Genomic DNA, 25,744 nt, shown 5'->3' with positions numbered 1-25,744 from the left:
CCTCACCTTTTTGAGTCATCGCTTTGTGTATCGATCGGCAGCACACACGGCGAGGAAACCAACGCCTGGATCGTCGCCTTCGGGCACGCCGCCGCTCCGCCCTCGCTCATTCCTGTCCTCCGGCTTGACCAGCGGGATGTCACAGCAATGAGGGTGGAGAAGTGGGCGCCCGTCAAAGTCCCGTTGGTGCGATAGGATCAGGGTGCCGACGGATAGTGTGGCCGCTTACGCTGCACAAGCCTCGCACAAACCGCGGATCTCGATCGTCGTCTTCGCTGGTTTGAATTTCTGCCCCCGCACCCAGGCCATCAGTCGGTGGTCGACCTCGTGATCGTGGAACTCCGTCACCTGGCCGCAGCTTTCGCAGATCGCGAAGGCGACGATGCCGTGGCTGTGGCAGTCGTCACCCGGATGGGCGCAGGCGACGAAGGAATTGATGCTTTCGAGCCGGTGCACGACACCGTATTCGAGCAGCTTTTCCAGCGCCCGGTAGACCTGCAGCGGCGCGCGAAACCCGTGGTCCCTCAGCTTGTCGAGGATGGTATAGGCGCTGAGCGGCCCTTCGGCCTTTTCGAGCACGTCGAAGACCAGCGACTGGTTCTTGGTGAGTTGCGGTGTCGTCATGAACCTTGTCCTTGCATGCCTGCGCGATGCCGCCTGAGGGGAAGCAGGCTGAGAATGAAGAGGATCAGCGCCGCGACCACGATCGAGGGACCGGAGGGCGTGTCGTAGGTGAGCGAGCCGAACAGCCCGCCGACGACGGCAACCGCCCCGATGACCGAGGCGAGCACCGCCATCATCTCCGGCGTCGCCGAAAAGCGCCGCGCCGCGGCCGCCGGAATGATCAGCAGCGAGGTGATCAGCATGATGCCGACGATCTTCATGGCAATGGCGATGACGACGGCCATCAAAAGCATGAAGAACAGCCGCGCCCGCTCCGGCTTCAGACCCTCGGCCTCGGCAAGCTCGGCATTGACGGTTGCCGCCAGCAGCGGCCGCCAGAGCCAGGCCATCGCCACGAGCACGAAGAGCCCTCCACCCCAGATCAGCGCGATGTCGGTCGTTGAAACAGCAAGGATGTCGCCGAACAGGAAGGCGATGAGATCGATCCGCACCCAGCTCATGAAGGCGACCATGACGAGGCCGATTGCCAATGTGGCATGCGAGAGGATGCCGAGCAGCGCATCGGCCGACAGCGCCTGGCGCTTCTGCAGGAAGAGCAGCAACACCGATACGAGGGCTGCGACGGCAAAGACGGCCAGCGTCAGATTGAGTTCGAAGAGCAGCGACAGCGCGACGCCGAGCAGCGCCGAATGGGCGATCGTATCGCCGAAATAAGCCATGCGCCGCCAGATGATGAAGCAGCCGAGCGGTCCAGTCGTCAGCGCTAGCCCAACGCCGGCGAGGATGGCGCGAACAAAGAAATCGTCAAGCATGGCGGCCCTCCCCACTGTGGGAATGGGCGTGCGAGTGCTCATGTCCATGATGACCATCATGATCATGAGCATGGTCGTGCCCGTGATCATGCGCGTGATGCCCGTCATCGGGGTGGCAATGGTCGGTCACCGAACCGTCGGCATGTTGCACGCGCCCATCCGGCAGATGCGTATGGTCGTGATGATGGCTGTAGACGGCAAGCGTCTGCGCCGCGCGGCTGCCGAACAGACGCACATATTCCGGGCTGCGGCTGACGGCTTCGGGCGTGCCGCGGCAGCAGACATGGCCGTTGAGGCAGATGACCGTGTCGGTCTCGGCCATGACGACGTGGAGATCGTGCGAGATCAGCAGGATGCCGCAGCCGCTGGCGTTGCGGATCGATTTGATCAGATCGTAGAGCGCGATCTCGCCGGAGAAATCGACACCCTGCACCGGCTCGTCGAGCACGAGCAGGTCGGGTTTGCGGGCAATGGCGCGCGCCATCAGCGCCCGCTGGAATTCGCCCCCGGAGAGATGCTGCACCTCGGCATCGAGCATATGGTCGATGCCGGCGGCTTCGAGTGCCGCGCGCATGTCACGTTCCGGCAGGGGTCCGGTCAGCGTCATCAGCCGGCGCACCGAGAGCGGCAGCGTCCAGTCGATCGCAAGCTTCTGCGGGACATAGCCGACCTTCAGGCCGGCCAGACGCTTCACCCTGCCCTCATTCGGCTTCAGCACACCGATCGCCGCCTTGGCGCTGGTCGACTTGCCCGAGCCGTTCGGCCCGATCAGCGTCACGATCTCGCCGCGCGAGACGGAAAATTCGACGCCGCGCACAAGCCAGCGGCCGTTGCGCAGAACGCCGACATTCTCAAGCGAAACTAGCGGTTCGCCCTTCGTATTTGCGGGAGAGAGCATCAAATTTTCCGACAGCGCTGTTGCATCCTGCTATTGCACACGTTATAGCATAACGCAATTGATGTAATAACATAACATCTGCAATTCAAGCGGAGCATTCGATGAAACGCACCCTGGGCCCAGCCCTGAAGATCCTGGCCTTCAAAATTCCGCTCGCCTTCGCCCTACCGGCGCTGGCGGTTCCCGCCTTGCTGTTTGCCGGCAGCATGCGGGCGGCCGATGCGCCCGTCGTCGTCACTTCGATCAAGCCGATCCATTCGCTGGTTGCAGCGATCATGCAGGGTGTGGGCGAACCGGAGCTGATCGTCGATGGCGCCGCCTCCCCGCATACTTACAGCTTGAAGCCGTCGAATGCGCGCGCGCTGCAGGAAGCCAAGGTGATCTTCTGGACCGGTCCTGGCCTCGAGGCTTTTCTGGAAAAGCCGCTGCAGGCGCTGGGCTCGAAGGCCAGCATCGCCGAGCTCGATCATGCCCCCGGCCTCGTCAAGCTGCCCTTCCGCGAAGGCGGCGCCTTCGAGCCGCATGAGGATGGCGATGAGCATCAGGGCGCTTCCGCCGAGGGTGAGGATCACGATCATGCCGCCGGCACCGGCCATGATGATGACCACGACCATGGCGCCTTCGACACGCATCTCTGGCTCGACCCGATGAATGCCAAAGCCATGGCCGCCGTGATCACCACAACTCTTGTCGCCGCCGATCCCGCCAATGCGCTGACCTACCAGGCCAATGCCAAGGCGCTGGACGACAAGCTGACGGCCCTGGACAAGGAAATCGCCGCCACGGTCGCTCCCGTCAAGGACAAGCCCTTCATCGTCTTCCACGACGCTTACCAGTATTTCGAGCATCGCTATGGCATCCGCGTCGCCGGCTCGATCACCGTCAGCCCGGAAACCATTCCCGGTGCAGAGCGCGTTTCAGAAATCCACCGCAAGGTCGGCGAACTGGGCGCCACCTGCGTCTTTGCCGAACCGCAATTCGAGCCGCGCCTCGTCAATGTCGTCATCGAAGGCACGAACGCCAGATCCGGCGTGCTCGACCCCGAAGCCGCAACGTTGAAGGCCGGCCCCGATCTCTACTTCACCCTCATGCGCGGCATCGCCGACAGCATGAAGGATTGCCTCTCCAGCGCATGATAATCATGCGGCGCTGCGGGGAGAGCTGAGGCGGAAAGAGGCGGATGACCCCGTTCCGCCTTTTTTCGGCCCCGCCGATGTAATGATATAACATTAAAATGCGAGGTTTCATGGACAACAGACTTCCGGTCACGGTGCTCTCCGGCTTTCTCGGCGCCGGCAAGACGACGCTGCTGAACTACGTGCTTGCCAATCGCGACGGCATGCGCGTCGCCGTCATCGTCAACGACATGAGCGAGGTGAATATCGACGCCGCCCTGGTGCGCGACGGCGGCGCCAATCTGTCTCGCACCGAGGAGCAGCTGGTCGAGATGACCAATGGCTGTATCTGCTGCACCCTGCGCGACGACCTCTTGAAAGAGGTGCGCGATCTGGCGACCCAAGGCCGCTTCGACTACCTGCTGATCGAATCCACCGGCATCGCCGAGCCCCTGCCCGTCGCCACCACCTTCGAATTCCGCGACGAGAACGGAGAAAGCCTTTCCGACGTCGCAAGGCTGGATACGATGGTGACCGTCGTCGATGCCGCCAACCTGCTCGCCGATTATGCCTCCGCCGATTTCCTCGCCGACCGCGGCGAAACGGCAGGCGATGGCGATACCAGAACCATCGTCGACCTGCTGGTCGAGCAGATCGAATTCGCCGATGTCGTGGTGCTGAACAAGATCGGCACGGCAAGCGAGACGGAACGGGATGCCGCGCGGAAAATCATCACCGTCCTCAACCCGGATGCGCAGCTGATCGAGACGGATTTCGGCAAGGTGGTGCTGAAGCAAGTGCTCGGCACCGGCCGCTTCGATATCGACAGGGCCGAGACCCACCCGCTCTGGTACAAGGAGCTGCACGGCTTCAAGGACCATGTGCCGGAAACCGAGGAATACGGCATCCGCTCCTTCGTCTACCGCGAAAAGCGGCCCTTCCATCCGGCAAAATTGCAAGCCTTTCTCGATCTGACATGGCCGGGCGTGGTGCGCGCCAAGGGCTTTTTCTGGCTGGCGACGCGGCCGCATCATGTCGGCGAGATCAGCCAGGCGGGCGCCCTCGTGCGCACCGGCAAGATGGGTCTTTGGTGGGCGGCGGTGCCGCGCGAACAATGGCCTGACGAACCGGGCTTCATGAATGCCATCGGCCCCTATCTCGACCCCGTCTGGGGCGACCGCCGCCAGGAGATCGTCTTCATCGGCGCCGACCCGATGGATGAGGCTTGGATCAGGAGAGAACTTGACGCCTGCCTCATCGAGACCGCGGTCTTCGCGCCCGATCGCTGGCGCAACCTGCCCGACCCCTTCGCCAGCTGGAGCCGCCAGGCGGCATGAAGGCGACGGCAATCAAACCCTATCGCTGCGTCTGCACGGAGTGTGAACCGCTGCGGCCGATCGAGGGGCTGCATCCGTTGACGCATGAGGGGAGTGTGAAGGTTGATGCCGGAAGACCGAAGGGGTTGCTTGGTATTATTGCAAAGAGGATGACGGCGGCACGGCGGCAGAATTAGGCGGGGCCGAGCCCCATCCACTCTCATCCCTGTGCTCGTCACAGGGATCCAGCGCGCCCAAGTCTGTGGGCGCGGATGACTTCTTTCCAAAATCACATTGAGTCAATCACCGCGCGGACACGCGGTGCTGGATTCCTGTGACGAGCACAGGAATGAGGGAGCGTGGGGAGAGCGACGACGCTGATCGGGACGGCGTTCTGCACCAGACGGTGCCTTCAGACAAGTCACCAGCGGAAATCTCCGCACCCCTCCCAGAATCGGAAAGGGCGGCCAAAGCCGCCCTCCCATACTTCCAATCAATGACCAGCAATAATGCTGGAGATCACACCGCTGGTGATGCCGATCAGCAAGTAGTCGTTGTCGGCCCGGACCCAGCGATAGCCGCGCGGGGGAGGCGCGAGCCGGTAACGGCGGTAGTCGTTGACGTCGTGAAACCAGCGGCGCTCGTTGGCGTTGACGCGGTATCCCTTCTTCCAGTGCGGCCGCACGACCGTTTTCTCGACGATCACCTTCTTCTGCACGACGACAGGCGGACGGCGATAGTCATCAGCGCTGGCCTGGGAGACAACCATCGGGGAGAGAAGGAAGGAAGCGGAAAGGAGAGCTGCAAAAATCTTTTTCATGTCGGGTTCCTTATGTTCGGCGCAGGAGGAAACTAGGCCCGAAAAGATGAACCGAAACTGAAATGAAAATTAAACTTTCGTAATGGAATCCGATGCCTGGGGCGCAAAGCTTATATTACAGATTAGACTTATACACCCTTATCAATAACAGGGGCTGCAACTGGCACGGGGCCCCCGGAAGATCCGATTCGATTTTCGGAAGGATTGGGCGCAGATTCCATTCATGGAGCGTCCTTTGCGCCTCCGATCCAGCGTTCGGCGCTTGTCGGATCATCGTGGGGGATCGCTCGATCCAACAAAGATGGAGGAAACCATGCCCGGCATCAGCATGCGCTATATCGTCGACGACGTCGACGCCGCCTTGGAATTCTACACGAAACATCTTGGCTTCTCGGTCGCTCTTCATCCCGCGCCCAGCTTTGCCATCCTGACAAGGGATGGTTTTCGTCTGCTCGTCAGCGGCACGACCGGTCCGGGCGGAGCGTCCCAGGCAATGTCCGACGGGCGAAAACCCGAACCCGGCGGATGGAATCGCATCCAGATTGAAGTCGCCGACTTGGAGGCGGAAGTTGCCACGCTGCGCCAGGCGGGCGCGCGTTTTCGCAATGAGATCGTGCAGGGCATAGGCGGTAAGCAGATCCTGCTTGAGGACCCGGCCGGAAACCCGATCGAACTCTTCGAAGCGCCGAAGAGATAAATGCGAGGCGCATCAATCATGTGTTCAACTGCGCATTCTTGCGCGCGACACCAAGAAACCGCACATATCATCTGACGACAGCCGGCATCGGCATCGCCGCTGGAAGAATGGCGACCCGTGCCTTGCTACCTCTGTCCGAGCGTGTAGTTTCGGACTCGGATCAATTCAGAGGTAGGGAAACCATGTCCGAATCCGCAGGCGGCGTCTTCGACTATGTCGGGATACTCGCCGTGCTTCTACTGGTGGCTGCTAACGGCTTCTTCGTCGCTGCGGAATTCGCGCTGGTTTCGGTCAGGCGCAGCCGTGTCACCGAACTTGCCGCGGCAGGCCGCATGAATGCCTCCGCCCTCCAGCGCGCTGTCGACAATCTCGACGCCAACCTTGCCGCCACCCAGCTTGGTATCACCATCTCGTCGCTGGCGCTGGGTTGGGTCGGCGAGCCGGCGCTTGCCCATCTGATCGAGCCTCTGGTGTCCTGGCTGCCTGGGCAATGGGCGGCAACAGGCGCGCATACGGTCGCCATCGTCATTGCCTTCGTCATCATCACGGCACTGCACATCGTGCTGGGCGAGTTGGCGCCGAAAAGCTTGGCGCTTCAGCGCAGCGAGGCCACTTCGCTTGCCGTCGTGCGTCCGCTGGGGCTCTTCCTGGTGCTGTTCAAGCCGGCGATCTTCGTTCTGAACGGCATGGGCAATCTTGTGCTGCGGGGCGTCGGCCTTCGCGCCGGAACCGGGGAATCATCGTTCCATTCGCCGCAGGAACTCAAGCTGCTGGTCGCCGAAAGCCAGGAGGCCGGCCTTCTCAACCAGGTGCAGCAGCAGCTCGTCGAGCGGGTGTTCAACATCGGCGACAGACCGATCTCCGACATCATGACCCCGCGTCTCGATATCGAATGGTTCGACGCCGACGACAGCGAGGCCGAGATCCTGAAGACCATCCGCGAATGCAGCCACGAACAATTGCTGGTCGCCCGGGGCTCGATCGACGAACCGATCGGCATGGTGTTGAAGAAGGACCTTCTCGACCAGGTTCTCGACGGCGGCAAGGTCCGGCCGATGGAGGTGATCAAGCAGCCGCTGGTGCTGCATGAGGGCACCTCGGTCGTGCGCGTGCTCGACAGTTTCAAGGCCTCGCCTGTCCGGCTCGCCATCGTCATCGATGAATATGGCAGCCTCGAGGGTATCGTCACCCAGACCGACCTGCTCGAAGCGATCGCCGGCGACCTGCCGGGATCCAACGAAGAGCCCGACATTATCGTGCGGGAAGACGGATCGCTCTTGATCGATGCGATGATGCCCGCCTTCGACGCCTTCGAACGGCTGGGCCTGCGCGATCGTCCGGATGCCGATTTCCATACGCTTGCAGGCTTCGCGCTGCACCAGCTCCAGCACATCCCCGAAGCCGGCGAAACCTTCGTTTTCGATAGCTGGCGCTTCGAAGTGCTCGATATGGACGGCATGCGCATTGACAAGATGCTGGCAACTCGCATCCCCGCGGACGGGGCGGAAGGCTAATGCATGTCGCCCGGAAGTGTGCAACGGTTCCGGACGACATGCATGATATATAAAGAGCTCTAACCTGTCGCCAGCGTCCAGAGCATTCCCGCTATCGCACAGGCAAGCAACGTCGCGATCACAGACGTCTTGAACCGGAAGATCGCGATGGCGGCGGCGGCAGACAGCGCCATTGTCGCCGGCACGGCCGATTGCAGCACGGGGATATCGAGCCGCAAGCCGCCAAGGTGGACGGTCGCGACCTCGGCAAACAGCGTATGCAGGCCAAACCAGAGGACGAGGTTGAGAATGACCCCGACCACCGCCGCCGTGATCGCCGACATCGCGCCGGCGAGCGCCACATTGCCGCGCAGTTTTTCGATGAAGGGCGCACCAAGAAAGATCCAGAGGAAACAGGGTACGAACGTCACCCAAGTCGTCAGGATTGCCGCTAGCGTGGCGGCCAGCATCGGATCGAGCGAACCGGAATTGCGATAGGCGCCCATGAAGCCGACGAACTGAAGCACCATGATCAGCGGCCCCGGCGTCGTCTCGGCCATCCCGAGACCATCGAGCATCTCGCCGGGTTTCAGCCAGCCGAAACGCTGCACGGCCTCCTGCGCGACATAAGCGAGCGCGGCATAGGCACCGCCGAAGGTGACGACCGCCATCTTGCTGAAGAACAGGCCGATCTCGGTGAAAACGTCGTGTGCCCCGAAAGCCGCATAGAGGGCGGCGATCGGCGCGAGCCAGAGAGCGAGCAGCGCTGCCGACATACTGAGCGACCAACCGAGATTGGGGCGTGCATGCGGCGGTATGCCCTCGCCGAGCGCCAACTCCGCATCCGACACCATTGGCCCGCTTCCGGCCTTGTGGCCGCCGCCCGGTTTGAAGGCGGCAATGCCGAAGCGGCCGCCGAGAAAGCCCGCGATGGCGGCGGCAAGCACGATCAGCGGGAACGGCACATGGAAGAAGAAGATGGCAACGAAGGCCACAGCCGCGATCGCAAGCATGACGTTGTTTCTAAGAGCGCGGCTGCCGATGCGGATGACGGCCTGCACGACGACGGCAAGCACCGCCGCCTTCAGCCCGAAAAACAGGCCGGCGACGATGCCCACGCTGCCATAAGCGGCGTAGATATAGCTGAGACAGAGGATCGACAGGAATCCCGGCAGCACGAACAACAAACCAGCGACCAGACCACCCAGCGTGCGGTGCATCAGCCAGCCGATATAGACGGCGAGCTGTTGCGCCTCGGGGCCGGGAAGCAGCATGCAATAATTCAGCGCATGCAGGAACCGGTGCTCGCCGATCCATCGCTTCTCGTCGACGATGATCCGGTGCATGACGGCGATCTGGCCGGCCGGGCCGCCGAAACTCAAGGCGGCGACGCGCAGCCATACCTTGAAGGCCTCACTGAAGGAGACGCCGTGGTGATGCTCCTCGTCCGCATGTCTCTCCATCGTCTTATCCGCGCGGCCGTTGTCCGTCAACTCGGCCATTTCATGCCCTCTTCTTTGGCGTAGGCCAGTTGTGGGTTTCCTCGGTCGCGTCCCGGCACCAGCGGAAGAAGGCATCGTAGAGAAGCATTCCGGCTTCGAGCTGCTCCAGATCGTCGGAAAACATCCTGGAGAGACCGAGCGATGCTGCAAGCAGGCCGGGCGCCTCGGGCGCGAGATCGAGCCTTGCGGTATCCGCCGCCCTGACAATCTGCGCCAGACGAAGAAGCGGTTCGGATGCCAGGCCGAATTCCTCGACCATCACGTCGAAGGTGCAGAGCTCACCGCGATGGCTCCAGAACACGTCTTCGATATCGAAGGAAACCGCCCCGAAGCGTTCGCCAACGGCTATAACCTCGGGCGCCGGCACGAACAGGAAGACGGCGTTCGGATCGACGAAGCGGCGGATCAGCCAGGGACAGGCGATGCGGTCGATCTTCGGCCGCGCCCGTGTCACCCAGGCGGTGCGCCCCTCCGCGTCGCGGCGCGGAAGCTTTTCCGATGGCACGGCCGCCCCGCCGGCAATCCAGGCTTCGAAGCCGCCCTCGAGGCTCTCGGCGTCGATCCCGGCATGGCGCAGATAGGCGGCCACACCGTGGCTGAGCTTGCTGCCCTTTTGACAGACCACCACGACGGTGGCGGCATTCATGCTGTCCGCCCAAGACGCAACCTCGGCATGATCGCGCCGGATCGAGCCCGGAATTAGGCGCGGATCGAGCGCGAAGTCCTCCTCGGTGCGAACGTCGACGATGCAAGGCGCGCCGGGGGTTCCGATGAGGCGGCTGAGTTTGTCGGGAGAAATTTCGAGAAATGACGGCATGACGCGTCCTCCGTTGATCGGTGTTACTGGACGCGATTCTTCAGCATGACGCCTCGTGGGATGATCGCAACCCCATGGCAAAACCATGCGCAAACAGACCCCGCCGTGTCAAGCGGGCGCTTGCATAGAACAGCGGAACGCAGCCGATTCGGGTCAGCTGCCGCCCGGAATGCCTTGATATCAACTGCTTCGCGGTCCCGGTACGGAACAAAATCCTCACTTCGGCATTATTGTTTCACCGAAAGAGGAGAAAGTACCATGACGTACGACCCCAATAATGCCAACGACCCGAACCGCCCGCTGAACCCAAATCTGGATCTGCGCACCACGCCGAGCGCGCGCAGTAATAATACGTGGGTTGTCTGGGTCGCTGCATTGGCCGTGATCGCTGTCGCTGCATTCGCCTATTCGCAGTGGAGCACCCCGGGCACATCCCCGGATACGACAGCCTCCACGACCCAATCCGAGCCGGCACCGGCTGCACCCAAGCCGATCGCTCCGACCGACAACAGCGCAACGCCCGCACCGGCACCTGCACCGGCCACTCCGCCGGCTGCGCCTGCCCAGCAGTAACCGCTGCTCGGCTAAAGGAAGCCGACCCAGTGCCGGCTTCCTTTTCTGTCGTGTGCTCTTGAATACCGGCAGAGAGAGCTTATTTTAGAGATATTGAATTTGTCTCTGATGGCTGACCACGGAGGTACTGGCAGCCGTTATCGAGACAGATCGAGGAAGGGTCGGTGCGATTTTCGCCCGGCCTTTTTTCTTCGGTCTCAGACAGCTCTCGCAGCGGGATATTATTTGGGGATCCTGTTGTAGAAGGATTGGGGGTCGTACACGCACTGGTAGTCAAGAAGGCAAATCTTGCCGTTGGCATCCCTGACCCTTGCCGTGTCGTACTTGTCGCCGAGATTGCACCTGGCCGGAGGATAGCGAAAGCTACGGCCGCCAAAACCCATGCGCACGAAAACCGCTTTGTCTTTACGGATGATCTGCGCAAGCTCGTCGCAAGTATGATCCCTGGCATTGACCTCCACCGCATCGATGGCAAGGGCTGCGGACGGAAACAGCAGCACAAACGCCAGAACAATGCTTTTCATGAAAACTCCTGATTGTGGGAGAACGTCTTTGGCCGAACCCGCCCAAGACCATTTGCTCTACGGAAAATTATAGGGCGATGCGGGATCGAAGACGCAGGCATAGTCGAGAATGCACTGCTTTCCTTGACCATCGCGGAAACTCGTGCTGGTGCGCTTGTCGCCCATGCTGCATTGCGCCGGCGGATAGCGGAAGCTACGGCCGCCGAAGCCGACACGGACGAAGACCTTCTTGTTCTGGCGGATGATCTGCGCAATCTCACTGCAGCTATACGCGCTCGCCTTGATCTCCATCGCCCCCGCAGCGAAGGCCGGCAACGGCAGAGACAAGGCAACGACCAGAACGACGCTTCTCATGGAACCCTCCCGCTTATCAGAGAGCAAATAGGGCGCGGGGATCGACGCTGCCAGACATGCTGACGACACGAACCATGCAGCCCGGCCCGGAACAGTCTCCGGCAGGCCAGAAGATCCGGCCTGAGTTCAAATAATTGGGGATTTTGTGAATGTTTGCTACGATTTTGGCCCGTAGCGGCGCTGGTCAACGGCGGAGGCTGAAGAGGAGAGCATGACTTTGGATTATCCCGCTTCTGACGGTACGGTATTCGCCATAATACTGTTGTCGGTGATTGTTCTGTTTCTGGTTATTGTCGAAATAAGAGAGCTTCTTTTTTATAAGAGAAATAATTGGGATTTCAATTCCGACAGCAACGTCGGATTTAAGATGTATAATGGCGACAGCACCTCTGGAGAAGATCTGACTTCGAATAGAACAAGGGTTTGCTATGGAACTCCGTTCGTGATTTTAGGTTTTTCAATACTTTTAGCCTCGATCGCCGCAATCCATTTGTCGATGTAGATGTATGCAGCGAACTCGTGCTGACGCGAGAGGACGCCATCAGATATATCGTGCGGGAGTGGATGGAGAAGAACACCTATTTGCCGGTGCACGAGCTGGATGAAGATGGCGATGTGGATAGGTCTGCATGAATTTCGACCTAGTGAACTCATAAATTGAGTAGAATCGGTCATGCAAGTCGGCTAGTCGTAGTCCATGCTCGAGTTTGATAAACTACAACTCGGCCAAGGTTGGGTGGCCGAACCAAATGCGCCAGAGCCCCAGGTTTCAGTTGAGGGCTCCTCCATCAACGTCCGTTTCCGGTCGTATAGACCGGTGCGCGACAAAAAGCCGACGGGTATTCTCAGGGCGTTGAGCCTGTTTTCGAAGACCAGCCCGAAATTTGATGAGACATGGGGCACTTTGAGATTTGTTGGTTGCAGCCGCTGGCGCTGGGACAGCACCAATGATCATGAATGGTATAAGGTAAGCGGCCATGGTCGTTACAGCGGTGTGGCTCCTCGTTGGGGCGAGTTCTATGAGATAATCGGTCTCGACCCTGACCGCGACGCCGTGTCTTGGGAAAAGATCGGGGCAGACACCGTTAGCTCTCGGCATTTCCTATATTATTTCCGCGATGAAACGCTTGAGTTCATGGCCGAAGAATGGTCGTTCATCCCGACCTGACGGCCTAAATCGGCTCGTTCGGCGCTGGGACTTTCCTGTCGTTGCCCGACCTGATTCAGATTCAGGGATGAGCTGCCATGATCTGACCGACTTTGAATGGCGCGTAATTGCGCCTCCCCTACCTAACAAGCCGCGAGGCGTGCCTCGCGTCGATGACCGACGGGTGCTCAACGGCATCTTTAGGGTTCTACGATCCGGTGTCCCTTGGCGTGATGTCCCCGAAGGAGACCCGATCATGCAGGTAATATTCTGGCACTATCGGTTGCACTGGCTGGATGCCAGACGCAAATAAGAACAGGCTTTCGTTCAAAGCCTACGAAGTCGTTCTCGCTGTCCGGCCACGTCTTGCGCCAGCTGTATTTGAGTTTCAGCTGTTCCTGCATGCGGCTTGATCTCGGCATGTCTAACCGTATCGCTGGACGATTCTAGGTATCAGGGGTAGGACTCCGAGGGAAACCTTCAAGGGGGCGGTGGAGACAGTGCGGAAACTTCAACTGGACAGTCTGCGCGCCATTGCTGTCTTCGCGGTGATCATCACGCATACATGGCTTGCTGGAAGCACTTATGGCCATCTGGCTGTGCGCTTCTTCTTCGTGTTGAGTGGTTTCCTCATAACCAGGCACTTGCTACGCTCATTTTCCGATGGTCGCCAAACACCCGGCTCTGCATTGCGGGCGTTCTACGTCAGACGCAGCTTCCGCATCATGCCGGCATATTACGCGCTCCTGTTGATCATGTTCTTCCTTGAGGCGGACGGGTGGCGCGATCAATGGTACTGGCATGCGTTCTATGGGACCAATGTGCTCTTTACAAAGACTGATAGCTGGAGCCCATGGTTCTTCTCTCACTTGTGGTCACTCAGTGTCGAACAACAATTTTACTTGGCCTGGCCGCTTGTCGTGATGCTGCTGGGCCGCAAGTTCCTGGCGCCAGCCTGCTTCCTCGGGATCGCTATCGCTGTCGGTGTCAGGATAGTCATCAGCCTGAAGATGCCCGGAACCACTGTGATCTATTGGACCATGCCGACAAGCTCCTGGGACGCTCTTGCCGTAGGTGGCCTTTTAGCTCTCGCTCCTGCAGTCAAAGAGCTGTCTATCTTCAAATGGCGCGCCATGATCCCTGTCTACGCAGGTGTTATCTTGCTCTATTGGCTGCTAGAATACCCGTCTTCCCCGTTTGCTGCAGCCCTGTGGTATGAACTCATCGAAGTTTTGCCGCTTCTAATCTTCGCTCATCTGGTGTTTCTGGGATACCACGATGCCTTGCCGCGCTTCTTGAACTGGCGCATTCTCACGCAGCTCGGGCTCATCAGCTACGGCATCTACCTTTACCATGAACTGGCCATCGACCTTTTTCAGCGTGTCGCAGGCCCTCAATACTATCCAAGTCTGATCCAGTTCGCCGGGGCGTCGGTTATATCAGTGGTGCTCGCGGCTATATCCTGGGTCTTGCTTGAACGGCCTGCTCAGCAAGTAGGCCGTCAATTGAGCAGCCGCAGCCGACCCGAAACTATTCGTTCCAGTGACTTGCGTTTCAGGCGCAAGTAACTCTTCTGCCCGCTGCGGTGATAGGACAGAAGAGATGAGGCTGACCAACCCAAAGATCATCATCCGATTGCAAGAGCTGCGCCGCGTTATAGATCGCCCGCAGGCGCGCGGCCTTGCCAGTGCGGACAGAAGCCGGAAAATCTCGAAGCATCCTATGGGCCGATCTCAGTCATCACCTGCCCTAAGTGCAAGGAGAAGATGACGGTCAAGACGAAACCGTTCTTCCGGAGCGCTCTAACGGAGCTAGATCACGAAGCCGTGCGAGTTATTGGGGCGTGGAACGAGAGGATTGGTGGATGACCGTCCGTCGCCAGCCCACTAACCCGGCCGGCAGCTGGCCGCTGCGCATGACTGCGGACATGGCGGCTGGCGATTGCGGAGAAAAGCACGTCGAGGATTTCCTCGAGCGCGTCGGTACCGCATATCCACAGCCGCGCGTAGTTGACACCACCCGGCGGAAGTTTTGGTATCGTGACGACTTGGACCGCGCGATGAACATCGGCGCCGTCGAAACCGCCTCAAGCATTGGAGCGAAATTCCGTAACAAGATCAGGGAAAAGCGGAACGATCGAACTGCCTAAGCACGTCCACCGCGTCATAAAGCGCCGGAAGAGCGGCGCCGAGACGGTCTACACCTTCTACACCAAGTTCCGAAACACCGCCGCAGCCTGGCCGTCCCTGTCCCTGCCGGAGCACTTGGAACGTGACTTCCAGAGCCGGGTCGCCATTTGCGAAGCGCTGTAGCGCGACGACAAAGGTTTTCTGCTGGATGGCAAGAGGCTCCCCGACCACTCGGAAAAGGGTTTCTGGCCGGCCGCCGAGAAGGCTTTCGAAGCTCTTGAACCCGTCGGCGGTCTTGTAATATTTCGTGCGCGCGCCCGCATGTAGCATCACGCTAGGCGGAGTGGATCGGGATCCAGACCGTCCTTTTCGTCTTCTGCGCCTTGACGGCTATCGTGGTTCCTCCTGCCTTTGGCTTGACCATGGCGAGAACGTCGCCTTGGCGCTGGCCGGTGAAGAAGGCTGACATGGCGATAATCTTATCGTTGGCCGGTATGCGATCGATCCATTTCCTGTAAGGACGGAATGGCAGAAGCTAATGGACGAAGAGTCGTTCAAGCGATTCCGAGAGGAGAGGATCGTCTTCCACGGGCTGCGGAAGAACGCGGTCATCAATCTGCTTGAGGTGGGGTGCACCGAAAACCAGGTCGGATCGATCTGCAACATGTCTGGGCAGATGGTTCAGCACTACGGGCGGGAGGTCGCTCTGAGGAGTTTGGCGAAAGACGCCATGAAGCCCATGGAGGCACGATGGAGCGAGATCGAGCCGGCTGCTTTCAGGAACAGGATCGGAACGTGAATTGGAAACCGCTTCCAAAATGTTGGAAACCGGTAGTCCGGAATTGCCAGCACAATCACATAAAACCCAATAATATCAAGAGGTTTTTGGTGGGTGATGTAGGGCTCGAACCTACGACCCGCTGATTAAGAGTCAGCTGCTCTACCAACTGAGCTAATCACCCGTTCGCGCTTGGCTGCGCGGTGTGACGGGGCGTATAAACAGGATCGGCAGGCTTGTCCAGCGCATCGGCGAAAATTCTTTGGTTAATCGCGAAGATTTTTCGGGATGGGTGAAATGCGGGGCATAATCCCGGAAACCGGGATCGATTTTCGGACAGGATTAGACGCAGATTCAAAGCGATAAGGCAGCGCGCGCGGCTTCGGACGCGCGGCACGCCATAAAATTAAAGGTCGAGCGTGCCGCTCGCCAGCCGCACTGCCTGGCCGCCGATCCGCGCGTTGGAGATCGCGCCGCCGTCGACATCGATATGCAAATGGATGAAGGATGGCCGGCCCATCTCGACGCCTTGCTCAATCATGATCGGGTGATGCCCGTCCGTCAGCCGGTCGAAATGGTGGATCGCGCCGGAGAGTGCCGCCGCCGCCGAACCGGTGGCCGGGTCTTCGACGATGCCCATGCCGCTTGCGAACATTCGCGCATGGAACTTTGCCACGTGGTTGACCCCGCCGCGGCAATAGACATACGCCGAGGCAAGCGCACCCTCGACGAAGGGCACGATCTTTTCCCAGAGCTGCGGATCGAATTCGACCCGCTGCGCGGCTCCGACATCGTGCACCGGAATGAGCAGGAAAGGAACGCCGGCGCTCCAGACCGAGGGCACATGATTTTCAAAGCCGATTTCGGTCACCTTCAGCGACAGCGCATCAGCCATGCCGAGCTTGTCGAGCGGCATGACGGCCGGTTGCGATTTCCGCGGCAGGTCGAATTCGGCAAAGCTCGCCTCGCCCTCCCTCAGCCGCACCGCGCAGCGCACTGGCCCGACGTTTTCCTCAAGCACCGTCACGAGATCGAGCGTCGCCGCGCCATGCGCCCGTTCGGCCAGCGCCACCGCCGTGCCGACTGTGGGATGACCGGCAAACGGCAGCTCACGCCCCGGCGTGAAGATCCTGAGCTTTGCCGCATAGGCGGGATTGCTCGAAGGCTGCACGAACACTGTCTCGGAGAGATTGATCTCCCGGGTGATCGCCTGCATCGCCTCGTCGCTGAGATCGTCTCCGTCGAAGATCACCGCCAGCGGGTTGCCCGCCAGCTTTCGATCGGTGAACACGTCATAGACGCTGTAGCTTCGCGCCACATCGGCCTCCTTGAATCGGTCATCGCGCCGCCAACCTGCCCGACCAAACGGCCGAGTGCAAGGCGCTAAGTCAGATGGATGCAAGGAGCCAAGCCGGAGCGTGTCCTTCGAGGCTTCGGCCTTTGGCCTCTTATGCGCTCGCCTTGCCGAAATACCAGCTAATCACCGGCAGCATGGAGATGTTATAAGGATAGGCCTTGGGATCGGCCGAGCGGATCGCCACTGCACCGGCGATCTCCTTGTCCTCGGCGACCAGCATGTGAGCCTCGATCCGCTTCACCATCTCATCCGCCGTCATGTCGAAGCGGAAGAGCCGCATAAGCGTGACGGTGCGTCTGGAATAGCTGGCGTAGAGCCCCTGCCCTGCCACGGAATCGGAAAGGTCGAGGCCGGTCTCCTCATGGACCTCGCGGCGCATATTGGCCTCGATGTCGCAGCGCCCGTCGACGATATCCTCCTGTTCCAGCGAACCGGCGGCGAAATAGACCTGGCCGGGATTGGCGGTATGCGCGCCCATGCGGATCGCCACCAGCGCGCCGTCTGAGCTTTCCAGCACCGGATAAGCAAAGATATGCAGGCCGCCCTGGCGCTGCGGCTGCCGGCGCCACCACATGAAAGCGGAAAAGGGAGTGACGTAGCCCTCGCCCGCAATCCCGTCTTCACTGAACGACAGCCGCTGCTGGAACACCAGGCGTCCGTCGAACAGCGCCGGGTTGGCGGCGGTTTCCTTGGCCCAGTTCTCGCGGATCGCTGCTTCCTCGGCAAGCACGAAGGGATGGCTGCCGGGCAGGACGCGCAGATCGACGCCGGCGATCGGGAAGACCGTGGCCTCCGGAGGCCAGCCGGCGAAATCATCGGAAAAATCGCTGTTTGCAAAATTCATGTTCAAATTGGTTTTCATGTTCGCTTTCAGGGGAGATCCAGTGTCATGACGACGGGGCAGTGATCGGACGCCTTCGGCCGGTCCCAGCCTGTGCGCGGATAACGCTCCACCTCCTGCCCCGGTGGGAAGATGGTGCGATAGGGCTGCCCACTGCGGATGATGTCAGGCAGGCGGCCGGCATTGTGGGCGGCAAGTGCTGGCGAAAGCCAGAGATAGTCGAGCTGGCAGAGCCACTGCTCCTGCGGCCCGCGGGAGTGATAGAGCGTCCAGCGGTCGAGGGCGGCACGGCGGCGCACGACGTTTTCGGCAAAGCCGTCATGGCTGAAAACGTCGAGCGCGCTTTCGGCCTCGTCCTGATGCTCGAAACGATAGCCGGCCCCGCGGCGGCCGATGACATCGACGCGCTCCTGGTAATCGTTCATGTCGCCGCAAATGGCGAAACTCTTCTTGGCCGTGTGCCCGGCGCCGAAACTATCCTCGATGATGCGGCGCACGGCGCGCGCCTCGGCGCGACGGATCGGCATCGTCGATTTCCGCCCGTCGAGCTCGTCGCGCGGATTGCCCATCGATTTGAAATGCACGACATAGAGCGAGAATGGCCGACCGCCGATCAGGAGATCGAGCTCCAGGCAGTCGCGTTTGAAGATCTTGTCATCGATGCGGTTGGTGAGCGCCAGCTCCTCGTCGAAGAGATCGAGATCGCGATAGGTCGTCATCGCATGACTGCGGACTTCCTTGAGTTCGATCTTCTGGCCGTCGCGCGTTTCCTCGCGCATCAGCACGGCGACATCGATGCCGCGGCTGTCATTGCCCTCGACCAGATACTTCTGCCGGTAACCGTTTCCGACCATGCGGAAGAGATAGCCGTATTCGAAGGCCTGGAGAGCGGCCATATTGTCGATTTCCTGCAGGCAGAGGATATCGGCATCCGCATCGGCGATCGCCAGCGCCGTCATCTGTCTCGTGTCGTCGGTCGCGGCGATCACCCGCGCCTGCTCCAGTTGCTGATAGACGCCCTCGCTCGATACTTGGAAAAGCTTGATGACGCGATCCTGGCGCAACTGGTTACGAAAACCGGTGAAATCGAAACGGGTCAGGAGATTTTCGACGTTGAAGGTAGCGAGGCGAAGCGACATGGCAAAGGTCCGGTTGCGGGCAGTACCTTATCCGGCAATCGCACGGGGAAAAGATGGCGGGGCCAAGAAATATGCGGACAACCACCCCTTTTGAAGCCCCGGATGCAATTGCCTGCCTCGATCAAAGCCGCCAGCCGGCGCGGATGACGACGCGCACCCTTTCACCGGGCACGACAGCCACACGGCTAAAGCCACGCAACGTCTGGCCGTTGCCGAGCGTGAGCTTGACCGCATGACGTTCGCCCTCGAAAAGCACTGCTTCGACGGTTGCGGGAGCCCCCTCGCCGCCGATCGTCACATCTTCCGGCCGCACCAGAATATCGGCGCCGTCGGTGTTGGCCGCGTGGAGCGTATCCTGCAGCTCGTCCCACTCCAGATGGCGTTCGCTGCCCATCACCGGCAGCGTCAGGATTGCCCCTCGCCCGATCAGCCCCCCGACGACACGTCCCTCCGGCCGGGCATAGATCTCGGCCGGCGGCGCCACCTGCAGCAAGCGCCCTTCCGACATGACGGCAACGTCGGTTGCAAGCGCCATCGCCTCGCTCTGATCATGGGTGACGTAGATCATCGTGGCACCCGAGCGCTGGTGGAACTCGCGGAAGGTTTCCTCCATCTCCTGTTTCAGGTGCCGGTCGAGATTGGCGAGCGGCTCATCCAGCAGCACGACGTCGGGCGAGGTCACCAGGCAGCGGGCGAGCGCCACGCGCTGGCGCTGGCCGCCTGAAAGGTCGGCAGGACGCCGCCCGGCATAATCAGCAAGCCGGACGGAAGACAGCGCCTCGCCGACCTTCGCGCGGTAGGCCTCGTCGGAAATGCCGCGCACCTTCAAGGGGTATCCGACATTGTCGGCAACACTCATATGCGGCCAGAGCGCATAGGACTGAAACACCATCGCCATGTTGCGCTTCTCAGGCGGCAGCGCCTGGGCAGCATCGGCAATGACCCGCTCACCGAGATGGATCGAGCCGTCGGAGGGCGTCTCGAAACCGGCGATCATCCTGAGCACCGTCGTCTTGCCGCAGCCGGAAGGCCCGAGCAGCGCCAGGAAGCCGCCCTCCCGCACATCGAGCGAGAAATCGCTGACGGCCGGCCGCCCGGTGCCGAAATCCTTGGCCAGCCGGTTGAGGATCAGCTTCGCCATGGGACTACCCCTTTCGGCAGGCGTTTTGCCAGGAATTCGAGCAGCAGCATCATGACGACCACCATGAGGACGACGAGCACCGAGAGCGCCGAGGCGAGGTCGGAACTGCCGCTGTCGTCGAGATTGTAGGTGGCGACGCCGAGCGTCTGGGTGCCGGCCGACCAGAGAAGCGCGGAGATCGTCAGCTCGTTGCAGGCAATCAGGAAGACGAGGATGACGGAAGCGCCGGCGGCCGGCGCGATCAGCGGCACGATGATATCGAAAAGCCGGCGGAAGAAGCCGGCGCCGGAAAGCCGTGCCGCTTCCTCCAACGCTGGGTCAAGCTGGTGGAAAGCGCTGACGACGGGTTTCAGGCTGACGGCGAAGAAGGAGGAGAGGTAAGCGATCAGGATGATCCAGATCGTGCCGTAGAGCGAAATGTGCAGGAACGGGATGGGTGCCGCGAACACCAGGATGAAGGAGACCGCCATGACGATGCCGGGCAGCGAATAGGGTATCTCGATCAGGCTGGACGCGATGCGGGAAGCAGCATCTCTTCGCCGCGTCAGCGCATAGGCCGCAAGCACGGTCACCGTGAGGAGACAAATAGCGGTAGCGGCGGCGAGCGACAGCGAATTGACAAAGGCGGTGCGCGTCACCGCCTGCCGGAACAGGATTTCCTCGAAGGCATGCAGCGACATGGTCTTGAAGGTGAGCGGCACGCCGTAGGCCGGCACCAGCGCGCCGGCGACGAGCGCGGAGAAGGGTGCTGCCAGCATGAAGAACAGGATCGCCCAGAGAAGCGGCGTGAAGGCGAACCGCCAGGCGCCGAGCTCGAAGGCGGCACTCGCCCCCGACAGGCCGATGATGCGATAATCGCGGCCGCGCAGCGCCCGATCCTGGATCATCAGCCCAGCGACCGAGATCATCGCGATGATCCCCGAGAGCACGGCGACATCGCCGAAGGTGCGGCTGGTGAAAGCGGAAAACTTGGTGAAGATGAGTGTGGGCAGCGTGAAGATCGAGGCCGGAATGCCGAGAATGGCGGGAATGCCGAAATTGCCGGTGCAGGAGACGAAGGAGATCGCCGCCCCGGCGATGATGCCGGGCAGCGACAGCGGCAGGATGATGTCGCGGAACACCCGCAGGCTGGAGGCGCCGGAAAGCCGTGCCGCCTCGACCCCGTCGCGCGGCAGCGTCATCAACCCGGCCCGGAGCGCGAGATAGACCAGCGGCGCATGCTGCACGCCATAAAGCAGCGCGATGCCGCCGACCGAATAGAGCGGCTGCGGCGAGCCAAGCGGTGGGGCGATGGAGAGCGCCTTCAACAGCGGGCTTGATGGCCCCGACATCTGCACCCAGGCCAGCGCCGTCACCTGCGGCGGGATCATCATCGGCAGCACGAAGAAGAAGCTGAGCAGCCCCTTGCCAGTGATATCGGTCAGCGTCAGCAGGAAAGCGAAGAGACAGCCGATGACGAGCGAGATGATCGTGCCGAAAAGCGCCGTGACGATGGTGTAATAGGTCGCCGACCAAACCGACGGGTCGCCGAGCACAGTCAGAACGCCGCCGTTGGCGAAGGCCGCGATCCCGACCATCGCAAGGCGGGCGAGCGGCAGCACGCTGAGGATCAGGACGGTGATGACGACAAAGGGAAACAGCCAGGCGGGCTGGCTGTTTCCGGTTCTGACATAGCCGTGCATGGAAGGATCAGTTCGAGCCGTAGAGACCCGAGAAGGTCTTCAGATCCTGATCGGTATTCTTGAGCGCATCTGCGGCCTTGATCGGCAGGACCTTGATGGTGTCGCGCGACGGAAAACCTTCCGGCAGCTTCATGCCGTTACGGGCCGGGATGTAGCCGAGCTTGAGAAAACCTTCCTGGCCCTTTTCTGAGAGCACGTAATCGACGAACTTCTTGGCGGCATCGGCATTTTTGGTGCTGGCGAGGATGCCGACCGGCTCGGTGACGGCCGAAACGCCTTCCCTCGGGAAGACGAACTCGACCGGAGCGCCCTTGGCCTTCTCGCGGATCGGCAGATAGTCGACGACCATGCCATAGGCCTTTTCGCCCGAAGCGACCGACTTCAAGACGGCGCCGTTGCCGCCGGCGGCAATCGCGCCGTTTTCGGCAAGCGACTTGTAGAAATCCCAGCCGAGGCCGGGAACGGCGGTGAGCGTCTGGGCGTGGATGAGGGCCGCACCCGAAGCGAGCGGGCTCGGCATGGTGACGAGGCCCTTGGCTTCCGGCTTGGTCAGATCCTTCCAACTCGCAGGCTTCATGCCGGCCGAAGTATTGTACATGATGCCGGTCGTGATCAGCTTGGTTGAATAATAATAGCCGTCGGCATCATAGAGCGTGGCGTCGTATTGCCCGGCTTCCGGCGACTTGTAGGCGAGGAGCTTGCCGTCTTCCTTGAGGCGCTCCAGGGTCACCATGTCGGCGATGAGGAGAACGTCGGCAACCGGGTTGCCGGCCTGGATCTCGGCCTGGAGCTTGGCCATGATCTTCGGCGTGCCGTCGCGCACCCAGTCGACGTTGATATCGGGATTGGCAGCCATGAAGCCATCGACCGTCGCCTGCGCGTCTTCGTTCGGCTGGCTGGTGTAGAGAACGAGGTTTGCGGCAAGGGCCGGAACGGCGAGGAAGCTCGCGGCAAGAAGTGCAGCGGCGGAAACGATCGTTTTCATGGGAGGGATCCTCATTGCGGTCACCCCTCCCTTATTGGGGGTCGTTGACAGGGATGTGACAGGCGCCGCCGCTGGACGCCGACAAGCCATCGCTGCAAACCCGGTCGATCGCGGCCTCGCATGCAGGCTCATGCTTGCCAAAAGCCGAGCCACGGCACTTCAGCGCCGTGGCCCTGATCGAATGTTACTTTGCCGCCTCTTCGATGAGGTCTGCCACCTTCTGCGGCTGCGAAACCATCACGACGTGGGAAGCGCCCTCGACCACGACGGTTCGCTTGGACCCGGCCCGTTCGGCCATGAAGGCAAGGGCTGCGGCCGGAATGTTCTTGTCGCCGGTGCCGTAGACGAACCACGACGGCAGCTTCTTCCAGGCAGGCTCGCCCGACTTTTCGTTGAGAGCCGCGTCGGTGACCGGCCGTTGCGCCGCCGCCATCAGGGCAGCCTGTTCAGCCGGCACGTCGCTGGCGAACTGGTCATGGAACTTCGCTTGGTCGATATAAAGATCGACGCCGCCTCCGCTCAGTTTCACCGGCGCCGCAAGCGCAGTACCCAGCGTGCCGCCGGGAAACTTGCCGGCGAGATCGGCAACCGATTCCCCTGCATCAGGTGCGAAGGCCGCGACATAGACCAACGACTTGACATTGTCGTGGCCGTTTGCGGCAGCCGAGATCACCTGCCCGCCATAGGAATGGCCGACGAGGACGACCGGGCCGGCGATGCTGGCGACCACATCGGAAACATAGGCGGCGTCATTGGAAACGCTGCGCAGCGGGTTGGCAGCAGCCACGACCGGGAAGCCGTCCTTTCGCAGGATTTCGACGACGCCGTTCCAACTGGAGGAATCGGCAAAGGCGCCATGGACGAGGACGACGGTCGGCTTGACCGTCTCGGCAACGGTAGTACCGGAAAGAAGTGCGCCCGCCAGGGCGACGACAGCAGCAAACTTGAACATTGGCAATTTCCTTTCGTCGGTTGGGTTTGACTAAGATTCGTACCTGGAGGGCAATCACTCGTCTCCGCATCTCCTGACGCGGCAGGCCGCCCATATTCTCGATGACATATAATTTGTAAGCGATTTGTTTGTGCACGATCTATGTAGGCCAGAAAGCTCGAGACGTCAATAGCTTGCAAATAGATCGCGCACAAATTATATTGAGGCCTGAGGAGAAGGTGATGAAAAACGCCACACCAGATGATCTCACCGACGTGCCGAAGGTAGATGAAATGCTCTGCTTTTCAATCTATTCGGCAGGCCATGCCTTTAACCAGCTTTACCGCCCGCTGCTCGATGAGTTGGATCTCACCTATCCTCAGTTCCTGGTGATGACCGCATTATGGGCGCATGACGACCGCACGGTGAAGGATCTGGGCGAGACCCTGTTTCTCGAACTCGAGCACCCTCACCCCGCTGTTGAAGCGGCTGGAGAAATCAGGCCTCGTCACCCGCAACCGAAATCCCGCCGATGAGCGCCAGGTCCTCCTGCGCCTGACGAAGGAGGGGCACGCCTTGAAGAGCCGTGCCGCCCCAGTGTTCGACTGCATCGGAAAAGCCGTCGGTCTCGACGCCGCGACCGTCAACACGATTCGGGAAACGATCGCTTCCATCCGCGACGACATTCACAAGAAGAACGAGGAAGAGACCTGACGCGGCGCGTCATCGCTGCGCCCGAACGATTTCCGTCGACAAGCCGATGGCATATTGTACGATCAGTCTGCCGGCGCCCTGCCGCCGGAGACGCGCGTCGACGGCGCCCGGCCCGAAAGATGTAGGCGCTCGAAATCTGGCCTAGCCTCACGCAGGCGTGAATACCCAGCCATTGCCATTCCGCCGCGCTGAGGTACGTCACTCGTGTTTTCGATGAAGGAGGAATTTCAATGGAATATCGTCTGCTCGGCCGTTCAGGCCTCAAAATTTCGACTTTGACCATGGGCACGATGACCTTCGGCGGCATCGGATGGGCCAAGATCGTCGGGGACCTCGGCGTCTCCGAGGCGCGGAAGATGATCGATATCTGCATCGATGCCGGCATCAACCTCATCGACACCGCCAATGCCTATTCCAACGGCGAATGCGAAAACATCATCGGCGACGTGCTCTCTGGCAAGCGGCCGCAAGGCGTGCTGGTTGCCACCAAGGCCCGTTTCGGCATGGGTGACGGCCCGAACGACCAGGGACTGTCGCGCTACCACTTGATCCGGGAATGCGAAGCGAGCCTCAAACGCTTGAAGACCGATGTCATCGACCTGTACCAGGTGCATGAATGGGACGGCCAGACGCCGCTCGAAGAGACGATGGAAGCCCTCGACACGCTGATCAAGCAGGGCAAGGTGCGTTACGTCGGCTGCTCGAACTATTCCGGCTGGCACATCATGAAGGCGCTCGGCATCGCCAACGAGCACCGCTACCAGCGCTTCGTCAGCCAGCAGATCCACTATACGCTGGAAGCCCGCGACGCCGAATACGAGCTGCTGCCGATTTCGATCGACCAGGGCCTCGGCGTGCTGGTCTGGAGCCCGCTTGCCGGCGGCCTGCTCTCCGGCAAACACCGCCGCAACCAGGCCGCTCCTGAAGGCACGCGCCAGTTTGCCGGCTGGACCGAACCGCCGATCCGAGATGAGAACCGCCTCTGGAACATCGTCGAGACCCTGGTCGCGATCGGGCAGGAGCGCGGCGTCTCGGCCGCACAAGTGGCGCTCGCCTGGCTGATCGGCCGCAAGGCGGTCACCTCGGTCATCATCGGCGGCCGCACAGAAGCCCAGTTCCGAGACAACATCGCCGCCGCCGAGCTGAAGCTCACGAACGAGGAGCGCAAGCGCCTCGATGCCGTCAGCCTGCCGCCGGTGATCTATCCCTACTGGCACCAGCTGAACACGGTGAGCGACAGGCTTGGTGAGGCCGATCTCGAGCTTTTCGGCCCGCATCTCCAGCAATAGGCGATGATGAACCCGCCATTGCACGGCGAAAGACAGGCGTCATAAAAGATGCACTTTCGCCGTGTT

30 protein-coding genes, 1 tRNA gene and 2 pseudogenes are annotated in these 25,744 nt (G+C 61.0%); 15 read left to right on the top strand and 18 right to left on the bottom strand.

All coding sequences use genetic code 11. From position 1 onward, the window contains the following. Positions 1 to 225: 225 nt before the first annotated feature. Genes MF410_RS04930 through MF410_RS04920 form a run of 3 tightly spaced genes read right to left on the bottom strand, consistent with a single transcriptional unit; the run spans position 226 to position 2,334 of the window. A complete protein-coding gene (locus tag MF410_RS04930; RefSeq protein WP_003593569.1) occupies positions 226 to 624 on the bottom strand; it encodes a Fur family transcriptional regulator in 399 nt (132 codons plus the stop codon). Continuing rightward, positions 621 to 1,436, bottom strand: coding sequence for a zinc ABC transporter permease subunit ZnuB (znuB, locus tag MF410_RS04925; RefSeq protein ID WP_131711351.1), 816 nt, complete (start codon positions 1,434 to 1,436; stop codon positions 621 to 623). The genes MF410_RS04930 and znuB overlap by 4 nt, the downstream gene beginning before the upstream one ends. Then, entirely contained in the window at positions 1,429 to 2,334 is a 906-nt protein-coding gene (locus MF410_RS04920; RefSeq protein WP_097629380.1) for a metal ABC transporter ATP-binding protein, read from the bottom strand. The genes znuB and MF410_RS04920 overlap by 8 nt, the downstream gene beginning before the upstream one ends. 101 nt (positions 2,335 to 2,435) lie before the next feature. Here MF410_RS04920 and MF410_RS04915 point away from each other — a divergent pair, with 101 nt between their 5' ends. The 3 genes from MF410_RS04915 (at position 2,436) to MF410_RS04905 (ending at position 4,962) form a co-directional block, all read left to right on the top strand. Continuing rightward, on the top strand, positions 2,436 to 3,470 hold the full coding sequence (locus tag MF410_RS04915) for a zinc ABC transporter substrate-binding protein (protein WP_097629379.1): 1,035 nt from the start codon (positions 2,436 to 2,438) through the stop codon (positions 3,468 to 3,470). A 110-nt stretch (positions 3,471 to 3,580) separates the two neighbouring features. Beyond that, the gene (gene zigA / locus MF410_RS04910) at positions 3,581 to 4,786 is read left to right on the top strand and encodes a zinc metallochaperone GTPase ZigA (protein WP_097629378.1); all 1,206 of its coding nucleotides are present in this window, start codon (positions 3,581 to 3,583) and stop codon (positions 4,784 to 4,786) included. Next, complete coding sequence (locus MF410_RS04905; RefSeq protein WP_097629377.1) at positions 4,783 to 4,962, top strand: hypothetical protein; 180 nt, start codon at positions 4,783 to 4,785, stop codon at positions 4,960 to 4,962. Before zigA ends, MF410_RS04905 begins: the two co-directional genes overlap by 4 nt. Positions 4,963 to 5,258: 296 nt before the next feature. Here the strand turns inward: MF410_RS04905 and MF410_RS04900 are convergent, their stop codons facing one another. Beyond that, positions 5,259 to 5,585 (bottom strand): RcnB family protein, encoded by a 327-nt coding sequence (locus MF410_RS04900; RefSeq protein ID WP_097629376.1) that lies wholly within the window; start codon positions 5,583 to 5,585, stop codon positions 5,259 to 5,261. 313 nt (positions 5,586 to 5,898) lie between these two features. Here MF410_RS04900 and MF410_RS04895 point away from each other — a divergent pair, with 313 nt between their 5' ends. Both MF410_RS04895 and MF410_RS04890 read left to right on the top strand, forming a co-directional pair. After that, the gene (locus MF410_RS04895; RefSeq protein ID WP_097629375.1) at positions 5,899 to 6,282 is read left to right on the top strand and encodes a VOC family protein; all 384 of its coding nucleotides are present in this window, start codon (positions 5,899 to 5,901) and stop codon (positions 6,280 to 6,282) included. A gap of 182 nt (positions 6,283 to 6,464) precedes the next feature. Further along, on the top strand, positions 6,465 to 7,796 hold the full coding sequence (locus MF410_RS04890) for a hemolysin family protein (RefSeq protein WP_097629374.1): 1,332 nt from the start codon (positions 6,465 to 6,467) through the stop codon (positions 7,794 to 7,796). 59 nt (positions 7,797 to 7,855) lie between these two features. Here the strand turns inward: MF410_RS04890 and chrA are convergent, their stop codons facing one another. After that, entirely contained in the window at positions 7,856 to 9,277 is a 1,422-nt protein-coding gene (gene chrA, locus MF410_RS04885) for a chromate efflux transporter (RefSeq protein WP_239620221.1), read from the bottom strand. Between the two features lies 1 nt (position 9,278). Then, on the bottom strand, positions 9,279 to 10,094 hold the full coding sequence (locus MF410_RS04880; protein ID WP_097629372.1) for a chromate resistance protein ChrB domain-containing protein: 816 nt from the start codon (positions 10,092 to 10,094) through the stop codon (positions 9,279 to 9,281). Positions 10,095 to 10,352: 258 nt separating this feature from the next. Here MF410_RS04880 and MF410_RS04875 point away from each other — a divergent pair, with 258 nt between their 5' ends. Next, positions 10,353 to 10,667, top strand: coding sequence for a hypothetical protein (locus tag MF410_RS04875; RefSeq protein WP_012558192.1), 315 nt, complete (start codon positions 10,353 to 10,355; stop codon positions 10,665 to 10,667). A 221-nt stretch (positions 10,668 to 10,888) separates the two neighbouring features. Here MF410_RS04875 and MF410_RS04870 read toward each other — a convergent pair whose 3' ends face one another. Then, complete coding sequence (locus MF410_RS04870; RefSeq protein WP_097629371.1) at positions 10,889 to 11,191, bottom strand: hypothetical protein; 303 nt, start codon at positions 11,189 to 11,191, stop codon at positions 10,889 to 10,891. A 57-nt stretch (positions 11,192 to 11,248) separates the two neighbouring features. Further along, positions 11,249 to 11,545: a hypothetical protein gene (locus MF410_RS04865; protein WP_097629370.1), complete on the bottom strand. Its 297-nt coding sequence runs from the start codon at positions 11,543 to 11,545 to the stop codon at positions 11,249 to 11,251. A 211-nt stretch (positions 11,546 to 11,756) separates the two neighbouring features. Between MF410_RS04865 and MF410_RS04860 the strand changes: the two genes are divergently transcribed. The 6 genes and pseudogenes from MF410_RS04860 to MF410_RS04835 all read left to right on the top strand — a co-directional run bounded on the left by MF410_RS04860 (position 11,757) and on the right by MF410_RS04835 (position 14,841). Beyond that, entirely contained in the window at positions 11,757 to 12,047 is a 291-nt protein-coding gene (locus MF410_RS04860) for a hypothetical protein (protein ID WP_165503934.1), read from the top strand. After that, positions 12,047 to 12,178 (top strand): annotated as a pseudogene (locus MF410_RS04855) (CopG family transcriptional regulator); the annotation flags it as partial. The gene MF410_RS04860 and the pseudogene MF410_RS04855, both read left to right, overlap by 1 nt. Positions 12,179 to 12,242: 64 nt before the next feature. After that, positions 12,243 to 12,713: a hypothetical protein gene (locus MF410_RS04850; protein WP_097629369.1), complete on the top strand. Its 471-nt coding sequence runs from the start codon at positions 12,243 to 12,245 to the stop codon at positions 12,711 to 12,713. 67 nt (positions 12,714 to 12,780) lie between these two features. Then, positions 12,781 to 13,005: a transposase gene (locus MF410_RS04845; RefSeq protein WP_275593023.1), complete on the top strand. Its 225-nt coding sequence runs from the start codon at positions 12,781 to 12,783 to the stop codon at positions 13,003 to 13,005. Positions 13,006 to 13,192: 187 nt separating this feature from the next. After that, on the top strand, positions 13,193 to 14,260 hold the full coding sequence (locus MF410_RS04840) for an acyltransferase (protein ID WP_165503935.1): 1,068 nt from the start codon (positions 13,193 to 13,195) through the stop codon (positions 14,258 to 14,260). A gap of 347 nt (positions 14,261 to 14,607) precedes the next feature. After that, a complete protein-coding gene (locus tag MF410_RS04835; RefSeq protein WP_165503937.1) occupies positions 14,608 to 14,841 on the top strand; it encodes a hypothetical protein in 234 nt (77 codons plus the stop codon). Here MF410_RS04835 and MF410_RS04830 read toward each other — a convergent pair. Both MF410_RS04830 and MF410_RS36565 read right to left on the bottom strand, forming a co-directional pair. Then, positions 14,810 to 15,154 carry a hypothetical protein gene (locus MF410_RS04830; protein WP_222149025.1) on the bottom strand — a complete coding sequence of 115 codons (345 nt, stop codon included), beginning with the start codon at positions 15,152 to 15,154 and terminating at the stop codon, positions 14,810 to 14,812. The genes MF410_RS04835 and MF410_RS04830 overlap by 32 nt on opposite strands. Before the next feature lies 1 nt (position 15,155). Continuing rightward, positions 15,156 to 15,290 carry a hypothetical protein gene (locus MF410_RS36565; RefSeq protein ID WP_275593022.1) on the bottom strand — a complete coding sequence of 45 codons (135 nt, stop codon included), beginning with the start codon at positions 15,288 to 15,290 and terminating at the stop codon, positions 15,156 to 15,158. Between the two features lie 69 nt (positions 15,291 to 15,359). On the opposite strand from MF410_RS36565, the gene MF410_RS04825 reads away from it, so the two are divergent. After that, entirely contained in the window at positions 15,360 to 15,620 is a 261-nt protein-coding gene (locus tag MF410_RS04825; protein WP_239620219.1) for a hypothetical protein, read from the top strand. A gap of 87 nt (positions 15,621 to 15,707) precedes the next feature. Here MF410_RS04825 and MF410_RS04820 read toward each other — a convergent pair. The 8 genes from MF410_RS04820 to MF410_RS04785 all read right to left on the bottom strand — a co-directional run bounded on the left by MF410_RS04820 (position 15,708) and on the right by MF410_RS04785 (position 23,696). Beyond that, positions 15,708 to 15,783 (bottom strand) — tRNA-Lys (locus MF410_RS04820). 222 nt (positions 15,784 to 16,005) lie between these two features. Next, on the bottom strand, positions 16,006 to 16,917 hold the full coding sequence (locus tag MF410_RS04815) for a PhzF family phenazine biosynthesis protein (RefSeq protein WP_097629366.1): 912 nt from the start codon (positions 16,915 to 16,917) through the stop codon (positions 16,006 to 16,008). A 130-nt stretch (positions 16,918 to 17,047) separates the two neighbouring features. Next, on the bottom strand, positions 17,048 to 17,818 hold the full coding sequence (locus tag MF410_RS04810) for a DNA mismatch repair protein MutT (protein ID WP_097629365.1): 771 nt from the start codon (positions 17,816 to 17,818) through the stop codon (positions 17,048 to 17,050). An 8-nt stretch (positions 17,819 to 17,826) separates the two neighbouring features. After that, positions 17,827 to 18,936, bottom strand: coding sequence for an endonuclease/exonuclease/phosphatase family protein (locus MF410_RS04805; protein WP_097629364.1), 1,110 nt, complete (start codon positions 18,934 to 18,936; stop codon positions 17,827 to 17,829). Between the two features lie 121 nt (positions 18,937 to 19,057). Then, complete coding sequence (locus MF410_RS04800) at positions 19,058 to 20,077, bottom strand: ABC transporter ATP-binding protein (RefSeq protein ID WP_097629363.1); 1,020 nt, start codon at positions 20,075 to 20,077, stop codon at positions 19,058 to 19,060. Then, a complete protein-coding gene (locus tag MF410_RS04795) occupies positions 20,065 to 21,759 on the bottom strand; it encodes an iron ABC transporter permease (RefSeq protein ID WP_097629362.1) in 1,695 nt (564 codons plus the stop codon). Before MF410_RS04795 ends, MF410_RS04800 begins: the two co-directional genes overlap by 13 nt. Before the next feature lie 7 nt (positions 21,760 to 21,766). After that, entirely contained in the window at positions 21,767 to 22,744 is a 978-nt protein-coding gene (locus MF410_RS04790) for an ABC transporter substrate-binding protein (RefSeq protein ID WP_097629361.1), read from the bottom strand. A 184-nt stretch (positions 22,745 to 22,928) separates the two neighbouring features. Further along, positions 22,929 to 23,696 (bottom strand): alpha/beta hydrolase, encoded by a 768-nt coding sequence (locus MF410_RS04785; protein WP_097629360.1) that lies wholly within the window; start codon positions 23,694 to 23,696, stop codon positions 22,929 to 22,931. 221 nt (positions 23,697 to 23,917) lie between these two features. Here MF410_RS04785 and MF410_RS04780 point away from each other — a divergent pair. Both MF410_RS04780 and MF410_RS04775 read left to right on the top strand, forming a co-directional pair. Beyond that, a pseudogene (locus MF410_RS04780) lies at positions 23,918 to 24,389 on the top strand (MarR family transcriptional regulator). 230 nt (positions 24,390 to 24,619) lie between these two features. Next, positions 24,620 to 25,678, top strand: coding sequence for an aldo/keto reductase (locus MF410_RS04775; protein ID WP_097629358.1), 1,059 nt, complete (start codon positions 24,620 to 24,622; stop codon positions 25,676 to 25,678). Positions 25,679 to 25,744 lie beyond the last annotated feature (66 nt).

The sequence above is a fragment of the Rhizobium sp. C104 genome, assembly GCF_022354505.1.
Taxonomy (GTDB): Bacteria; Pseudomonadota; Alphaproteobacteria; order Rhizobiales; family Rhizobiaceae; genus Rhizobium; species Rhizobium redzepovicii.
Note: the sequence above shows the minus strand (reverse complement) of the source record. Positions and strands in the feature narration are given on the sequence as shown.

Bases quoted from the DNA above. Each gene is read 5' to 3' on its own strand.
- zigA (WP_097629378.1), top strand. From the start codon at position 3,581: ATGGACAACAGACTTCCGGTCACGGTGCTCTCCGGCTTTCTCGGCGCC.
- MF410_RS04825 (WP_239620219.1), top strand. From the start codon at position 15,360: ATGGACGAAGAGTCGTTCAAGCGATTCCGAGAGGAGAGGATCGTCTTC.
- MF410_RS04880 (WP_097629372.1), bottom strand. From the start codon at position 10,094: ATGCCGTCATTTCTCGAAATTTCTCCCGACAAACTCAGCCGCCTCATC.
- MF410_RS04900 (WP_097629376.1), bottom strand. From the start codon at position 5,585: ATGAAAAAGATTTTTGCAGCTCTCCTTTCCGCTTCCTTCCTTCTCTCC.
- MF410_RS04835 (WP_165503937.1), top strand. From the start codon at position 14,608: ATGACTGCGGACATGGCGGCTGGCGATTGCGGAGAAAAGCACGTCGAG.
- MF410_RS04905 (WP_097629377.1), top strand. From the start codon at position 4,783: ATGAAGGCGACGGCAATCAAACCCTATCGCTGCGTCTGCACGGAGTGT.
- MF410_RS04915 (WP_097629379.1), top strand. From the start codon at position 2,436: ATGAAACGCACCCTGGGCCCAGCCCTGAAGATCCTGGCCTTCAAAATT.
- MF410_RS04845 (WP_275593023.1), top strand. From the start codon at position 12,781: ATGAGCTGCCATGATCTGACCGACTTTGAATGGCGCGTAATTGCGCCT.
- chrA (WP_239620221.1), bottom strand. From the start codon at position 9,277: ATGGCCGAGTTGACGGACAACGGCCGCGCGGATAAGACGATGGAGAGA.
- MF410_RS04870 (WP_097629371.1), bottom strand. From the start codon at position 11,191: ATGAAAAGCATTGTTCTGGCGTTTGTGCTGCTGTTTCCGTCCGCAGCC.
- MF410_RS04805 (WP_097629364.1), bottom strand. From the start codon at position 18,936: ATGTCGCTTCGCCTCGCTACCTTCAACGTCGAAAATCTCCTGACCCGT.
- MF410_RS04800 (WP_097629363.1), bottom strand. From the start codon at position 20,077: ATGGCGAAGCTGATCCTCAACCGGCTGGCCAAGGATTTCGGCACCGGG.
- MF410_RS04795 (WP_097629362.1), bottom strand. From the start codon at position 21,759: ATGCACGGCTATGTCAGAACCGGAAACAGCCAGCCCGCCTGGCTGTTT.
- MF410_RS04920 (WP_097629380.1), bottom strand. From the start codon at position 2,334: ATGCTCTCTCCCGCAAATACGAAGGGCGAACCGCTAGTTTCGCTTGAG.
- MF410_RS04930 (WP_003593569.1), bottom strand. From the start codon at position 624: ATGACGACACCGCAACTCACCAAGAACCAGTCGCTGGTCTTCGACGTG.
- MF410_RS36565 (WP_275593022.1), bottom strand. From the start codon at position 15,290: ATGTCAGCCTTCTTCACCGGCCAGCGCCAAGGCGACGTTCTCGCCATG.
- MF410_RS04895 (WP_097629375.1), top strand. From the start codon at position 5,899: ATGCCCGGCATCAGCATGCGCTATATCGTCGACGACGTCGACGCCGCC.
- MF410_RS04875 (WP_012558192.1), top strand. From the start codon at position 10,353: ATGACGTACGACCCCAATAATGCCAACGACCCGAACCGCCCGCTGAAC.
- MF410_RS04785 (WP_097629360.1), bottom strand. From the start codon at position 23,696: ATGTTCAAGTTTGCTGCTGTCGTCGCCCTGGCGGGCGCACTTCTTTCC.
- MF410_RS04790 (WP_097629361.1), bottom strand. From the start codon at position 22,744: ATGAAAACGATCGTTTCCGCCGCTGCACTTCTTGCCGCGAGCTTCCTC.
- MF410_RS04890 (WP_097629374.1), top strand. From the start codon at position 6,465: ATGTCCGAATCCGCAGGCGGCGTCTTCGACTATGTCGGGATACTCGCC.
- MF410_RS04810 (WP_097629365.1), bottom strand. From the start codon at position 17,818: ATGAAAACCAATTTGAACATGAATTTTGCAAACAGCGATTTTTCCGAT.
- znuB (WP_131711351.1), bottom strand. From the start codon at position 1,436: ATGCTTGACGATTTCTTTGTTCGCGCCATCCTCGCCGGCGTTGGGCTA.
- MF410_RS04865 (WP_097629370.1), bottom strand. From the start codon at position 11,545: ATGAGAAGCGTCGTTCTGGTCGTTGCCTTGTCTCTGCCGTTGCCGGCC.
- MF410_RS04850 (WP_097629369.1), top strand. From the start codon at position 12,243: ATGCTCGAGTTTGATAAACTACAACTCGGCCAAGGTTGGGTGGCCGAA.
- MF410_RS04860 (WP_165503934.1), top strand. From the start codon at position 11,757: ATGACTTTGGATTATCCCGCTTCTGACGGTACGGTATTCGCCATAATA.
- MF410_RS04775 (WP_097629358.1), top strand. From the start codon at position 24,620: ATGGAATATCGTCTGCTCGGCCGTTCAGGCCTCAAAATTTCGACTTTG.